Genomic DNA, 14,488 nt, shown 5'->3' on the forward strand with positions numbered 1-14,488 from the left:
GGCGTCCGGTTGCCTCCCGGTCGGCGGTGACCCGGCAACCGGCCGGACCCCGGTGAAACGAGCCGGATCAGAGTGTCGGCGGATCGACCTGGATGCGTAGACCGGGCAGCTTGGCAGCGCTGCGCTCGGCAGCAAGCTCGGACAAGGCCCGGGCGAGCGCGGCCCCCTCGCGGCGCGGGGCCCGCAGGATCATCCGTTCACCCGCCTCGGGCGACCGTTGATCGACCGGGACCGGCCCGAGGATCTCTGTGCTGGGTGTCCACAGCCGGTCGACCATGCCCAGGAGCGCGTCGTCGGGACCGGCAACCGTGGCGAGACGAGCCGCGGGTGGCAGATGGGTCTCGACCCGACCGGCCAGCTCGCGGACGGCGAATCCGGCCGGATCGGCCCGCACCAGTGCCTGCAGGGTCTGCGCATCGCCCACCGCGATCGCCTTGCCACCCGGACGCGCGAGCGCCAGGGCGTTGAACCATCGCCGATGCGACTCCTCCTCGACGCGCACGTCCTCCCTGCCGAGCATGAGCCAGGTGTCGAGCAGGATCACGACGTCGTAGCCACCCTCGACGTGCGGCTCGGCGCCCGGCGTCGCCAGGACCAGCCGGCGCCCCGGCTCGATCCGGTCGAGGATCGTCTGGCCGCCTGATGTCACGACCTCACGGTCGGGGAAGGTCCGAGCGAACTCCTCGGCCGTGCGCAACGCGCCGACGACCGGCGAGCGCAGATCGGTCCCGTGACAGTGCGGGCAGGCCCACGGGGACGCGCCGCGACCGCACCAGCGACACGCGATCGGTGCCGATGCCGATGGTTGCCCCAGCGGACCTTGGCAGGTCGTGCAACGGGCCGGCTGCCGACAGGTCTGGCAGGACAAGGAGTCGCGGTAGCCGCGCCGGGGCACCTGCACGAGCACCGCACCATCGGCCGCGCGGATGGCCCTGAACGCCTCCTGCGGGAGCCGGACCGGGGCGGCGCCTGCGGTCGACCCATCCGTGACCGTCAGGCGGGGCCACGCTCGGCGGCGTTCGCTCTGCTCGGCCGCCAGCTCGACGCACCACCTGCTGTCGATCAGCGACTGTCCCTCGGCCGTGCGGGCGTATCCACCGAGCAGCAGGGCCGTGCCCTGCGCCGAGGCCCGCAGCAGCAGCACCTCCCGGGCGTGCGGGTAGGGCGATCGTGGCTCGGCGTAGAGATCGTCGCCGTCGTCCCAGAGCGCGACGAGGCCCAGGTCGCCGACCGGCGCGAATGCCGCCGCCCGCGTGCCGAGCACGACCCGGACCTCGCCCCGGGACAAGGCCAGGAACGAACGGTAGCGCCGTTCCGCAGGCTGGCCGGCCGTCAGGGCAACATGCCGGCCCGGGCCGAGGACCTCGGTGAAGACCGCATCCCACCGCTCCACGTCCCGCACGTCAGGCACGCACACGACGGCACCGCGACCCGATCCGATCGTGGCCAGTACCGCCTCGGCCACGACCTGCGCCGGATCATCACCCGGCACCGCCGTCCAGATAGCCCGTGGGCTCTCCCCAGCCCGGAGGGCGGCGACAAAGCTCAGCCCGTGCACATAGCGCTGCCAACCGGCCGCCGTGCCGACCGGAGCCTCTCCGACTGCCGCTGCCCCCCGCGCTGATTCGGCTCGGGCGTGCCGTGGTGGGATCGCGAGCCGCAGGACGTCACCGAGTGTGCCGGCATAGCGATCTGCGACCGCCCGGGCGAGGGCCAGCACCTCGGGGCACAGCACCGGCTCGGCGGACACGACCTTGTCGAGGAAGGCCAGACGCCCAGCGTGCTCGCTGCCCGCGACCCGCTCCACCACGAACCCGTCGACCGGACGCCCGGCGAACCGCACCTTGACCCGGCATCCCACGACGGCCTGCTCATCGAGCGCCACCGGGACGAGGTAGTCGAACGGACGATCGAGGTGGGCCAGTCCGGTGTCGGCCACGACCCGCGCGACCGGCAGGTGTGCAGCGGCCTCGCGAGCGGGCTTCGCCCGGGGCTTTCGAGCGCCCGCCGGAGACGACGAAGGGACCAGAGCAAGCTGCTCGGGTCCCTCGTCGTCAGTCACGGTGCTGTTCTACCAGCAGCCGCGGACAGCTACTTCGATGCGGCGGCCTTGAGCGCCTCGGCACGGTCCGTGGTCTCCCAGATGAGGCCCGGGAGCTCGCGGCCGAAGTGGCCGTACGCGGCGGTCTGCGCGTAGATCGGGCGCAGCAGGTCGAGGTCGCGGATGATCGCGGCCGGACGCAGGTCGAAGACCTCCAGGACGGCCTCGCGGATCTTGTCGACCGGGACCGTCTCGGTGCCGAAGGTCTCGACATAGAAGCCCACGGGGTGCGCCTTGCCGATCGCGTAGGCGACCTGGACCTCGACCTTGCTGGCCAGGCCCGCAGCGACGATGTTCTTGGCGACCCAGCGCATCGCGTAGGCGGCAGAGCGGTCGACCTTGCTGGGATCCTTGCCCGAGAAGGCTCCACCGCCGTGACGGGCGTATCCGCCGTAGGTGTCGACGATGATCTTGCGACCGGTCAGGCCGACATCACCCATCGGGCCACCGATGACGAACTTGCCGGTCGGGTTGACCAGCAGGCGGTAGTCGGAGATGTCGACGTCGAAGTTGGCCAGGATGACGTCGACGACATGCTTCTTGATGTCGGCGGTCAGCTGCGTGTCGAGGTCGATACCGTCCTCGTGCTGCGTCGACAGCACGACGGTGTCGACCCGCACGGGCTTGTCGTTGTCGTCGTACTCGACCGTGACCTGGGTCTTGCCGTCCGGACGCAGGTAGGGAAGCGTGCCGTCCTTGCGGACCAGCGTGAGCTGCTCGGCGAGCCGGTGCGCGATCGTGATCGGCAGGGGCATGAACTCGGGCGTCTCGTCACACGCGAAGCCGAACATCAGGCCCTGGTCGCCGGCACCCTGCAGGTCGAGCGGATCGGCCGACCCCTCCGAACGTCCCTCAAACGCGGTGTTGACGCCCTGAGCGATGTCCGGGGACTGCGCGTCGAGGGTGATCTGGACGCCGCATGACGCGCCGTCGAAACCCTTGACGGAGGAGTCGTAGCCGATCTCCAGCACGCGGTCACGCGCGATCTTCGCGATGTCGGCGTACGCCTCGGTGGTGACCTCGCCACCGACGATGATCAGGCCGGTCGTGATGAAGGTCTCGCAGGCCACGCGGCTCTTGGGGTCCTGCTCGAGCAGTGCGTCGAGGACGCTGTCGCTGATCTGGTCGGCGATCTTGTCCGGGTGACCTTCGGTCACGGACTCGGACGTGAAGAAGCGGCTCACTAATTTCTCCTGGGTAGGTCGGCTGTACTGAATCTTAACGAGCGAGATGGCCGGTGGTCCCGGTCAGTCCACGCGCTGGACCACGGCATCCCAGATGACGTGGGCCAAGGTGATCTTGGGTCCGTGCGAAATCTCCTCGACCGTGCCGTCGGAACCGAGGATCACGGCCTCGTTTTCGTCGCTGCCGAAAACCTTCCCGGCGCTGACATCGTTGACCACCAGCAGGTCACACCCCTTGCGGGCCAGCTTGGCGCGTGCGTGCTCAATCACGGTCGAGTGGGCGTCACCCGTCTCGGCGGCGAATCCGACGATGACCGGCCGCTTGCTGGTGCGCGCAGCGACGAGCTCGGCGAGGATGTCCGGGTTCTCGAGCAGCCTGATCTCCGGTGCGACACCGTCTGCGGTCTTCTTGATCTTGGCATCCACGAACTCGGCGGGTCGGAAGTCCGCGGGCGCTGCCGCCATCACAATGGCGTCCGCATCCGCTGCCGCCAGATGCATCGATCGGCGCAGGTCCTCGGTGCTGATGACGCGGACTAGCTCTGCTCCGGCCGGATCCGGCAGGGAAACGTTCGCCGCGACCACGGTCACCCGCGCACCGCGAGACACCGCGGCCTCTGCGAGCGCGTAGCCCTGACGCCCCGACGATCGGTTGCCCAGGTAGCGGACCGGGTCGAGGAACTCGCGAGTCCCGCCGGCCGAGATCACGACATGTTTGCCGGCCAGGTCCTGCGAGCGACCTTCCAGGACCTGCAGGGCGGCCGCGTAGATCTGGGTGGGATCTGGCAGACGCCCCTTGCCGGTGTCGCTGCCGGTCAGGCGACCCACCGCCGGCTCCAGGACGACGATGCCCCGGGACCGCAGGGTTGCCACATTGGCCTGCGTGGCCGCGTTCTCCCACATCTCGGTGTGCATGGCAGGCGCGAAGATGACCGGGCACCGCGCGGTCAGCAAGGTGTTGGTCAGCAGGTCGTCGGCCAGACCCTGCGCGGCCTTGGCCACGATGTTGGCGGTCGCCGGGGCGACGAGCACGAGGTCGGCGCCCTGTCCGATCCGTACGTGCGCGACCTCGTCGACGTGCTCGAACACATCGGTCTGCGCCGGCTTGTGGCTCAGCGCCTCCCACGTGGCAGCACCGACGAAGTTGAGTGACGACGCCGTGGGAATCACCCGGACGCTGTGGCCCGCCTCGGTGAACAGGCGAAGCAGCTCGGCGGCCTTGTAGGAAGCGATGCCACCGGACACACCGAGAACGATCTCGCTCATGCCAACACCCCGTCCCACGCCGGGAGGGTCAGGCCTTCTCGGCTGCTGCGGCTTCGGCCTCGGGGTCGATGTCAACGGCAGTCAACAGGTCCGCGTTGATCTCTCGCAGCGCGATCGAGAGCGGCTTCTCCTGGACGCCCGTCTCGAGGAGCGGTCCGACGTACTCCAGCAGGCCCTCACCGAGCTGCGAGTAGTACGCGTTGATCTGACGCGCACGCTTGGCGCTGTAGAGGACGAGCTTGTACTTGCTGTCCGCCTTCTCGAGCAGGTCGTCGAGCGGCGGGTTGGTGATGCCGATGGCGACCGAGCGTGTCGTTGACACAGAAAGCCTCACAGAAAAAGTCTAGGAATGTATCCGGCTCGTGCCGGATCTGAACAAGTCTACCAATTCTTGGCAAGCGGTCTCGACATCGGTGTTCACGATCGTCACATCGAACTCCGACTCGGCTGCCAGCTCGGTCCGGGCGGTGACAAGCCGCCGCTCACGCTCCTCGGGGCCTTCCGTGCCGCGGCCGACGAGTCGGCGCTCCAGCTCCTGCCACGTCGGAGGCGCGAGGAAGCACATCAGCGCCTCAGGCATCCGCTCGCGCACCTGTCGCGCGCCCTGCAGATCGATCTCGAGCAGGGCCGGTCTGCCCGCGGCCAGCTGCTGCTCGACTGCCGCGCGAGGCGTCCCGTAGCGGGCCGCACTGTGAACGACGGCCCACTCCAGCAGCCCGTCCTCGGCGATCAGCCGGTCGAAGTCCTCGTCGGAGATGAAGTGGTAGTGCAGGCCGTCGATCTCGCCGGGGCGCGCAGGCCGGGTCGTGACCGAGACCGAGATCCAGATGTCCGGGTGCTGGTCACGCACGCACGCGGCGACGGTTCCCTTGCCGACGGCCGTGGGGCCGGCCAGCACGACGAGCCGCGATCGCTCGGGAGCGACGGCATTGGCCGACTGCTCAGGCACGGCCAGATCGGCCTGTCCTGTCAGCGAACTCGGCAATCAAGGCCTTGACCTGGTTGGCTCCGAGCCCGCGCAGCCGACGGCTGTCGGCTATGCCGATCCGGTGCATGATCTCCTGCGCACGAACCTTGCCGACGCCGGGCATCGACTGCAACAGGTCGATGACCTTGAGCTTGGCGATGGTCTCGTTGGCCCTGGCTTCCTGAATGACCTCGGTGAGGCTGGCACGAGAGTTCTTGAGGCGGTTCTTGACCTCGGCACGCAGCTGCCGCGCGGCGGCGGCCTTCTCCAGCGCCGCCTTGCGCTGTTCAGGCGTCAATATCGGGAGTGCCACTTGCCTCACCTCATCTGTCGGACGAACGGGTTCACTTGAGCTTGATGTCGCATTCCTGCAGGACGTTCTTGACCACCGCGTTGCGCTGGGCGGTCGTGGCGTTGAACTTCTTGTACGCGGTGTTGAGCTTGGTGAGCTGACCCGAGTCGATCTTCTTGACCTTCGCGGCGTCGGTCATGTCCTCGAGCTTGAGGCCGGCGTCCTTCTGCGCGGTGATGATCCCCTGGGTGACCGTCGACAGCGTCATCCAGTCCTTCTTGATCGAGGAGGGGGCGTCCTTGGCAACAGCCTTGAACGTCGCGGCGTACTTCGCGTAGTCCGCGTCGGTGCGCTTCTGCCCGAAGGTGTTGAGGGTGTCCTGGTCCTTCTTGACCACATCGCAGTAGGGGTTGCTGCCCCCGCAGCCGGCGAGTGTCGTGGCCCCGACGATCGTCGAGATCAGCACAACGGCGGTCTTCTTCATGCAGTGGCTCCTCAGGCGCGGGTCAACGTTGAACGCTATGACCCTACAAGTTGGGCGTTCACCCGGGCGACAGAATCGCGGAGCGCCCCGACATCCGGCCCGGCGGACAGGACGCCGCGGGACGTCGAAGGGATGACGTTGTCGATGACCGCGCCGAACAACCGACGGATGTCGTCGACGGTCCCGCCCTGCGCCCCGAATCCCGGAACGAGCAAGGGCCCGTTGATGGCCAGGTCCTCGGCCGCCTCACCGATCGTCGCTCCCACCACCGCACCGAAGGCACCCATCGGCTGTGCGTCGGCGTTGAGCGCCGCGAGCTGGGCCAGGATCCCGCCGGCCACCGTGACGTCACCGTTGCGGGCGTGCTGCACCTCGGGACCCTCCGGGTTGGAGGTCAGCGCGAGCACGAACACGCCCGCGTCGTTCTTGTCCGCGACGTCGAAGAAGGGCTGCAAGGAACCGAACCCGAGGTAGGGGCTGACCGTGATCGCATCCGCCGCCATCGGTGCGTCATCGTCGAGATACGCATCGGCGTACGCCGCGGCGGTCGACCCGATGTCGCCGCGCTTGACGTCCAGGACGACCAGTGAGCCGGTGTGTCGAAGATCCTGGATCGTGCGCTCGAGCACCACGACGCCCCGGGCACCGAAGCGCTCGAAGAAGGCCGACTGCGGCTTGACGAAGCCGACATGACCGGCGAACGCCTCGACGCAGATCGAGGCGAAGCGGTCGAGCCCTTCGACGTCGTCGGGCAGGCCCCACTCCTCGAGCAGCGACGCATGCGGGTCGATCCCGACGCAGGCCGGGCCGTACGCCGACATGGCCGCACGGGCGCGTGACCCGAAGCTCATCGGGGCTCCCGCCCCGCGTGGACCAGTCGGCCCCACTCCTGCAACGACGTGACACCGATCCGACCCTCGATCAGCGCCTCGATCCCCTGCACCGCGGCGGCCAGGCCCTGCACCGTCGTGATGCACGGGATGCCCTCGGCGACAGCAGCGGTCCGGATCTCGTAGCCATCGATGCGCGGGCTGCCGCCGGAGGTCACACCGTGCGGCGTGTTGATGATGAGCTGGACATCCTGCGCGTGGATCTTCTCGACGATGGTTGAGCGGGACTGGCCCGGCAGCGGCTCCTCGTTGAGCTTGCGGATGACCGTTGCCTTGACCCCGTTGCGTGCCAGCACGACAGCCGTCCCGCTGGTCGCCAGGATCTCGAAGCCCAGGTCCGCGAGTCGCTTGACCGGGAAGATCATGTGCCGTTTGTCGCGGTTGGCGACCGACACAAAGACCTGGCCCGAGGTCGGCAGCCCGTTCTGTGCGCCAGCCTGGCTCTTGGCGAAGGCCGTGCCGAAGCCGACATCCATGCCCATGACCTCGCCGGTCGATCGCATCTCGGGACCAAGCAGCGTGTCGACGTAGCGTCCCTCGAACGTGCGGAAGCGGTTGAACGGCATGACGGCTTCCTTGACCGCGATCGGCGCGTTGTCGGGAAGCTGGCCACCGTCACCCGTCGCCGGCAGGACGCCGGCCGTGCGCAGATCGGCGATCGACCCCCCCAGCATGACCCGGGCCGCAGCCTTGGCCAGCTGCGTCGCGGTTGCCTTCGACACGAACGGCACGGTGCGCGAGGCCCGCGGGTTCGCCTCGATGACGTAGAGGATGTCCGAGGACAGCGCGAACTGGATGTTGATGAGTCCGCGGACACCGACGCCCTTGGCGATCGCCTCGGTCGACTCGCGGATCCGCTCGATCTCGAGCTGGCCCAGCGTGATCGGTGGCAGCGCGCAGGCCGAGTCGCCCGAGTGGACCCCGGCCTCCTCGATGTGCTCCATCACGCCACCCAGGAACAGGTCGGTGCCGTCGTACAGCGCGTCGACGTCGATCTCGATCGCATCGTCGAGGAACCGGTCGACCAGCACGGGATGCTCCGGCGAGATCTCGGTGGCCCGGTCGATGTAGTCCTTGAGGGTGCCCTCGTCGTAGACGATCTCCATGCCACGGCCGCCCAGGACGTATGACGGGCGCACGAGCACGGGATAGCCGATCTCATCGGCCACGGACTTGGCCTGGGCGAAGGTCGTCGCCATGCCGTGCTTGGGAGCCGGCAGTCCCGCAGCCTCCAGCACCAGGCCGAAGGCCCCGCGCTCCTCGGCGAGGTCGATCGCGGCCGGTTGCGTGCCGACGATCGTCACCCCGGCCCGCTCCAGGCCCGCCGCGAGCCCGAGCGGCGTCTGACCGCCGAGCTGGACGATGACTCCCACGACGGGACCGGCCTGCTTCTCGGCGTGCACGATCTCGAGGACATCCTCGAGCGTCAACGGCTCGAAGTAGAGCCGGTCTGAGGTGTCGTAGTCGGTCGAGACGGTCTCGGGGTTGCAGTTGACCATGATGGTCTCGTAGCCGACCTCCGACAGCGCCATCGCGGCGTGGACGCACGAGTAGTCGAACTCGATGCCCTGCCCGATCCGGTTGGGTCCGCTGCCCAGGATCAGCACGGCGGGCTTGGTGCGTGGCTCGACCTCGGTCTCCTCGTCGTACGAGGAGTAGTGGTACGGCGTCTTCGCGGCGAACTCGGCCGCGCACGTGTCGACGGTCTTGTAGACCGGGCGGACGCCGAGCGCGTGGCGCACTCCCCTGACGACGTCCTCCGACATGCCACGGATCTTGCCGATCTGCGCGTCGGAGAAACCGTGCCGCTTGGCCCGGCGCAGCAGCACCGGCGACAGCTCCTTGGCCCCGGTCAGCTCGACCGCGACCTCGTTGATCAGCGCGAGCTGATCGACGAACCACGGGTCGATCTTGGTCGCGTCGAAGATCTCCTCGGGGGTGGCCCCGGCTCGGATCGCGTCCATGACCTTCTTGAGCCGGCCGTCGTGCGGGACCTTGATCTGGTCCAGCAGCGCGTCCTTGTCCAGGTCGATCCAGTCCTTGTGCCAGTCGAAGACCGCATCGGGCCGCTCGAGGGACCGCAGCGCCTTCTGGAGCGCCTCGGTGAAGTTGCGGCCGATCGCCATCGCCTCTCCGACCGACTTCATGTGGGTCGTGAGGGTCGCATCGGCGGCCGGGAACTTCTCGAACGCGAACCGCGGCACCTTGACGACGACGTAGTCGAGCGTGGGCTCGAACGACGCCGGGGTCTCCTGGGTGATGTCGTTGGGGATCTCGTCCAGGGTGTAGCCAATTGCGACCTTGGCGGCGATCTTGGCGATCGGGAAACCCGTGGCCTTGGACGCCAGTGCGGACGACCGTGAGACGCGCGGGTTCATCTCGATCACGACGATGCGGCCGTCCTCGGGGTTGACCGCGAACTGGATGTTGCAGCCGCCTGTGTCGACGCCGACCTCACGAATGATGCCGATCGAGATGTCCCGCAGGCGCTGGTACTCGACATCGGTCAGGGTCATGGCGGGGGCCACCGTGATCGAGTCACCGGTGTGCACGCCCATGGGGTCGAGGTTCTCGATCGAGCACACGATCACGACGTTGTCGGCGGTGTCCCGCATGACCTCGAGCTCGTACTCCTTCCAGCCGAGGATCGACTCCTCCAGGAGAACCTCGGTCGTGGGGCTGAGCGCCAGTCCGGATCCCGCGATCCGGTGCAGGTCCGTGGCGTTGTATGCCAGGCCCGATCCGGAGCCGCCCATCGTGAATGACGGCCGTACGACGACGGGATAGCCGCCCAGGCCCTCGACGCCGTCGAGGCACTCCTGCATCGTGTGACAGATGACCGACTCAGCGGACTCGGCGCCCCACTCGGGGGGAAGGGTCGCGACGACGGCCTTGAAGGACTCGCGGTTCTCGCCCTTCTCGATCGCCTCGATCGACGCACCGATCAGCTCGACGTTGTACTTCTCGAGCACGCCGGCCTCATGCATCTGGATCGCGGCGTTGAGCGCGGTCTGGCCGCCCAGCGTCGCGAGCAGCGCATCGGGGCGTTCCTTGGCGATGACCTTCTCTACGAACTCCGGGGTGATGGGCTCGATGTAGGTCGCGTCGGCGAACTCCGGATCGGTCATGATCGTCGCCGGGTTGGAGTTGATCAAGATGACGCGAATGCCCTCCTCACGGAGGACGCGGCAGGCCTGGGTGCCGGAGTAGTCGAACTCGCAGGCCTGACCGATGACGATCGGGCCGGAGCCGATGACGAGGACTGACTTGATGTCTTCGCGCTTTGGCATCAGACACCTGCCTTTGCGCTGCTCATGAGATCCACGAATCTGTCGAAGAGATAGGCCGCGTCGTGCGGGCCGGCCGCGGCCTCCGGGTGGTACTGCACGCTGAAGGCAGGCTGGTTCAGCAACGCGAGTCCCTCGACGACCTGGTCGTTGAGGCACACGTGCGTCACTCGCCCGGCGCCGTAGGGCGTCTCGAAGGTGCCCTCGATCGGTGCGTCGACGGCGAAGCCGTGGTTGTGTGCGGTGATCTCGACCTTGCCGGTCGTGAGGTCCTGGACCGGCTGATTGATGCCGCGGTGTCCGTAGACGAGCTTGTAGGTGCCCAGGCCCAGCGCCCGGCCGAAGATCTGGTTGCCCAGGCAGATGCCGAAGTACGGGATCCGCGCCTCGAGCACCTGCTTGAGTGTCGTGACGGCACGATCCGCTGCGGCGGGATCGCCCGGGCCATTGGACATGAACACACCATCAGGCCCGATCGCGGCGATCTGCTCGAACGTCGTGGACGCCGGCAGGACGTGCACCTCGATGCCGCGCTCAGCCATGCGGCGCGGGGTCATGCCCTTGATGCCGAGGTCGATCGCGGCGACGGTGAAGCGCTTCTCGCCGACCGCCGGGACGACGTAGGCCTGCTCGGTCGTGACGTCGTCGATGAAGCTGGCACCGGTCATGACCGGCGCGGCATTGACCCGAGCGAGGAGGCTCTCGACGTCGGTCGACACCGAGCTGATGCCACCGCGCATCGAGCCGCGGTCCCGCAGGTGCCGGGTCAGTGCACGGGTGTCGACGCCGGCGATCCCGACGACGCCCTGATGTTCCAGCGCCTCGTCGAGCGTCGCGTTGGAGCGCCAGTTGGAGCGCACCCGTGCGGCATCGCGGACGACGTAGCCGTCGACCCAGATCCGGCTCGACTCGAAGTCCTCGTCGTTGACGCCGGTGTTGCCGATGTGCGGCGCCGTCATTGCCACGATCTGGCCCTTGTACGACGGATCGGTCAATGTCTCCTGGTAGCCGGTCATGCCGGTCGAGAACACGATCTCGCCGATCGTCTCGCCGATTGCCCCGTAGGACTCGCCGCGGAACACCCGGCCGTCCTCGAGCACCAGGATCGCCTCGGTGCTGCTCATACGGTCACGCCTTCCACGAGAGCACGGTCACGGACGGTGGCTCTGCCGCGCAGGAAGGTCGCGACGACCTCACCGGGCAGGGTCAGTCCGGCGTACGGGTTGTTGCGCGACAACGAAGCGGTGTCGCGGGCATCGATCAGCCGGGTGGCGGCCGGGTCGACCAGCACGATGTTGGCCGGCTCCCCCACTGCGATCGGGCGGCCCTGGTTGTGGACACGACCGATGTCGGCCGGCTTGACCGACATCTTGTCGGCGACCTGCGCCCAGGTCAGCAACCCGGTGTCGACCATGGTCTGCTGCACGACCGAGAGCGCGGTCTCGAGCCCCAGCATCCCGAAGGCTGCCGCGGACCACTCGCACTCCTTGTCCTCCATCGGGTGCGGTGCGTGATCCGTGGCCACGATGTCGATCGTGCCGTCCGCGAGCCCTTCCCGGACCGCGGACACGTCGTCGTTGGAGCGCAGCGGCGGGTTGACCTTGTAGATCGGGTCGTAGCTGCGGACGAGGTCGTCGCTCAGCAGCAGGTGGTGCGGCGTGACCTCGGCCGTGACGTCGATGCCGCGGCCCTTGGCCCAGCGGATGATCTCGACTGAACCGCGGGTCGACAGGTGGCACACGTGCAGCCGCGAACCGACATGCTCGGCGAGCAGGACGTCCCGGGCGATGATCGCCTCCTCGGCGACGGCCGGCCAGCCGGTCAGGCCGAGCTCGCCGGACAACGGGCCCTCGTTCATCTGCGCACCCTCGGTGAGCCGGGGCTCCTGGGCATGCTGGGCGATGACCCCGTCGAACGCCTTGACGTACTCCAGGGCGCGGCGCATGATCACGGCGTCCGACACGCACTTGCCATCGTCGGAGAACACTCGTACGCCGGCCGCGGAGTCGGCCATCGCGCCGAGCTCGGCAAGTCGCTCGCCGCCGAGCCCGATCGTCACGGCGCCGATCGGCTGCACGTCGCAGTAGCCGCCCTCGCGGCCCAGGCGCCACACCTGCTCGACGACTCCGGCGGTGTCCGCGACCGGATCGGTGTTGGCCATCGCGTGCACGCAGGTGAATCCGCCGCGCGCGGCCGCCCGGGAACCGGTCAGGACGGTCTCAGCGTCCTCGCGTCCGGGTTCACGGACGTGGGTGTGCAGGTCGACGAGACCCGGCAGGGCCACGAGCCCTGCCGCGTCGATCGTCTCGTCGCCCACGAGGTCGGTGCCGATCGCAGTGATCACACCGTCCTCGAAGGCGATGTCGGCGACGGTCTCACCGAGGATGTTGGCTCCCCGGATCACGTACGAGGTCATGAGGTGCCTTCTTCGCTGGTGGGTTCCTCGGCGGCGCCGCCGAGGAGGAGGTAGAGGACGGCCATGCGAACAGCAACACCGTTGGTGACCTGCTCGACGATGACCGACCGGACGTGGTCGGCGACATCGGCGGTGATCTCCATGCCGCGGTTCATCGGCCCCGGATGCATCACGATCGCGTGCTCAGGCAGGAGCCGGAGTCGGGGCATGTCGAGACCGTAACGGCGGCTGTACTCCCTGGCGCTGGGGAAGAACGCGGCGTTCATGCGCTCGGCCTGCACTCGCAGCATCATGACTGCGTCGGCCTTCTCCAGCGAGCTGTCCAGGTTGTACGACGTCTCGACCGGCCAGTGCTCCACCCCGACCGGCAGCAAAGTCGGCGGCGCGACGAGCGTGACGTGCGCCCCGAGGGTGTGCAGCAGGAGCGCATTGGAGCGGGCGACGCGACTGTGCAGCACGTCGCCGACGATCGTGATCCGCTTGCCGACCAGGTCGCCGAGGTGCTTGCGCATCGTGAAGGCGTCGAGCAGCGCCTGGGTCGGGTGCTCATGCGTCCCGTCTCCGGCGTTGATGACCGCGCCGCTGGTCCACTGGGCGTTCGCGAGCCGGTGCGGCGCCCCAGAGTGCTGGTGTCGGATGATGACGGCGTCCGCACCCATGGCCTGCAGTGTCAGGGCGGTGTCCTTGAGGCTCTCGCCCTTCGAGACGCTCGAGCCCTTGGCGGAGAACGTGATGACGTCGGCACTCAGTCGCTTGGCGGCGGCCTCGAACGAGATGCGGGTGCGGGTCGAGTCCTCGAAGAACAGGTTGACGACTGTGCGGCCGCGCAGCGTCGGCAGCTTCTTGATCGGCCGGCTCGCGACCCCGAGCAACTCCTCGGCGGTGTCCAGGATGCGGATCGCGTCGGTGCGGTTCAGGTCGCCGGCACTGAGCAGGTTCTTGATCATGCCGCTCCCCCCATGATGTCGACGCCGTCTCGATCGTCGGACTCCGACAACGCGACCTTGACCTTCTCGGCGAGCGAGGTCGGCAGGTTCTTGCCCACGTAGTCGGCCCGGATCGGCAGCTCACGGTGGCCACGGTCGATCAGCACAGCCAGCTGCACCGAGCGCGGCCTGCCCAGCTCGGTCAGGGCGTCCAGGGCGGCGCGGATCGTCCGGCCCGAGAACAGCACGTCGTCGATCAGCACGACGATCTTGTCGTCGATGTCCTGGGGGATCTCGGTGTGCTCGAGTGCTCGCGCGGGCTTGAGCCGCAGGTCGTCGCGGTACATCGTGATGTCCAGCGCTCCGGCGGTGATGGCGCGACCCTCGACCTCGGACATCCTTTTGGCGATGCGACGGGCGAGGTGGACTCCGCGGGTAGGGATGCCCAGCAGCAGGATGTCCGACGCGTCCCGGTTGCGCTCGAGGATCTCGTGCGTGATGCGGGTCAGTGCGCGGGAAATGTCCCGGTCGTCAAGGACGGTTCGTACGGGTGTGTGCGAGCTGTCAGCACGGGGGGCGCCATCGGACGCGGCCATGTCTGACCTCCTTCTCCGCCTCTCGGGACGGCCGTTAAAGGATGTCGGTTGTTCGGGGCGAGCCTAGCAGGACCGGTGA

13 protein-coding genes are annotated in these 14,488 nt (G+C 68.2%); all 13 read right to left on the bottom strand.

Going from position 1 to position 14,488, the window contains the following annotated elements; genetic code table 11:
- Positions 1–67: 67 nt before the first annotated feature.
- Positions 68–2,062, bottom strand: coding sequence for a primosomal protein N' (locus C6I20_RS08990; RefSeq protein ID WP_162891235.1), 1,995 nt, complete (start codon positions 2,060–2,062; stop codon positions 68–70).
- Positions 2,063–2,091: 29 nt separating this feature from the next.
- Positions 2,092–3,285: a methionine adenosyltransferase gene (gene metK / locus C6I20_RS08995; RefSeq protein WP_118395650.1), complete on the bottom strand. Its 1,194-nt coding sequence runs from the start codon at positions 3,283–3,285 to the stop codon at positions 2,092–2,094.
- Positions 3,286–3,348: 63 nt separating this feature from the next.
- On the bottom strand, positions 3,349–4,551 hold the full coding sequence (gene coaBC / locus C6I20_RS09000) for a bifunctional phosphopantothenoylcysteine decarboxylase/phosphopantothenate--cysteine ligase CoaBC (protein ID WP_118395651.1): 1,203 nt from the start codon (positions 4,549–4,551) through the stop codon (positions 3,349–3,351).
- A gap of 28 nt (positions 4,552–4,579) precedes the next feature.
- Positions 4,580–4,885, bottom strand: a complete 306-nt coding sequence (gene rpoZ / locus C6I20_RS09005) for a DNA-directed RNA polymerase subunit omega (RefSeq protein ID WP_371682631.1) — start codon at positions 4,883–4,885, stop codon at positions 4,580–4,582.
- Positions 4,886–4,894: 9 nt separating this feature from the next.
- Positions 4,895–5,500 (bottom strand): guanylate kinase, encoded by a 606-nt coding sequence (gene gmk / locus C6I20_RS09010; protein ID WP_216822842.1) that lies wholly within the window; start codon positions 5,498–5,500, stop codon positions 4,895–4,897.
- Positions 5,493–5,831, bottom strand: coding sequence for an integration host factor, actinobacterial type (gene mihF, locus C6I20_RS09015; protein ID WP_118395653.1), 339 nt, complete (start codon positions 5,829–5,831; stop codon positions 5,493–5,495). The genes gmk and mihF overlap by 8 nt, the downstream gene beginning before the upstream one ends.
- Before the next feature lie 31 nt (positions 5,832–5,862).
- Positions 5,863–6,294, bottom strand: coding sequence for a hypothetical protein (locus C6I20_RS09020; RefSeq protein ID WP_118395654.1), 432 nt, complete (start codon positions 6,292–6,294; stop codon positions 5,863–5,865).
- A 35-nt stretch (positions 6,295–6,329) separates the two neighbouring features.
- Positions 6,330–7,145: an orotidine-5'-phosphate decarboxylase gene (gene pyrF, locus C6I20_RS09025; RefSeq protein ID WP_118395655.1), complete on the bottom strand. Its 816-nt coding sequence runs from the start codon at positions 7,143–7,145 to the stop codon at positions 6,330–6,332.
- Positions 7,142–10,474: a carbamoyl-phosphate synthase large subunit gene (gene carB / locus C6I20_RS09030; RefSeq protein WP_118395656.1), complete on the bottom strand. Its 3,333-nt coding sequence runs from the start codon at positions 10,472–10,474 to the stop codon at positions 7,142–7,144. The genes pyrF and carB overlap by 4 nt, the downstream gene beginning before the upstream one ends.
- Entirely contained in the window at positions 10,474–11,595 is a 1,122-nt protein-coding gene (carA, locus tag C6I20_RS09035; RefSeq protein WP_118395657.1) for a glutamine-hydrolyzing carbamoyl-phosphate synthase small subunit, read from the bottom strand. Before carA ends, carB begins: the two co-directional genes overlap by 1 nt.
- Complete coding sequence (locus tag C6I20_RS09040) at positions 11,592–12,887, bottom strand: dihydroorotase (RefSeq protein WP_118395658.1); 1,296 nt, start codon at positions 12,885–12,887, stop codon at positions 11,592–11,594. The genes carA and C6I20_RS09040 overlap by 4 nt, the downstream gene beginning before the upstream one ends.
- Entirely contained in the window at positions 12,884–13,831 is a 948-nt protein-coding gene (locus tag C6I20_RS09045; RefSeq protein WP_305765021.1) for an aspartate carbamoyltransferase catalytic subunit, read from the bottom strand. The genes C6I20_RS09040 and C6I20_RS09045 overlap by 4 nt, the downstream gene beginning before the upstream one ends.
- Positions 13,831–14,409, bottom strand: coding sequence for a bifunctional pyr operon transcriptional regulator/uracil phosphoribosyltransferase PyrR (gene pyrR / locus C6I20_RS09050; protein ID WP_118395660.1), 579 nt, complete (start codon positions 14,407–14,409; stop codon positions 13,831–13,833). The genes C6I20_RS09045 and pyrR overlap by 1 nt, the downstream gene beginning before the upstream one ends.
- Positions 14,410–14,488 lie beyond the last annotated feature (79 nt).

Origin of the sequence: Aeromicrobium sp. A1-2, from assembly GCF_003443875.1 — a bacterium.
In the GTDB taxonomy this organism is placed as follows: Bacteria; Actinomycetota; Actinomycetes; order Propionibacteriales; family Nocardioidaceae; genus Aeromicrobium.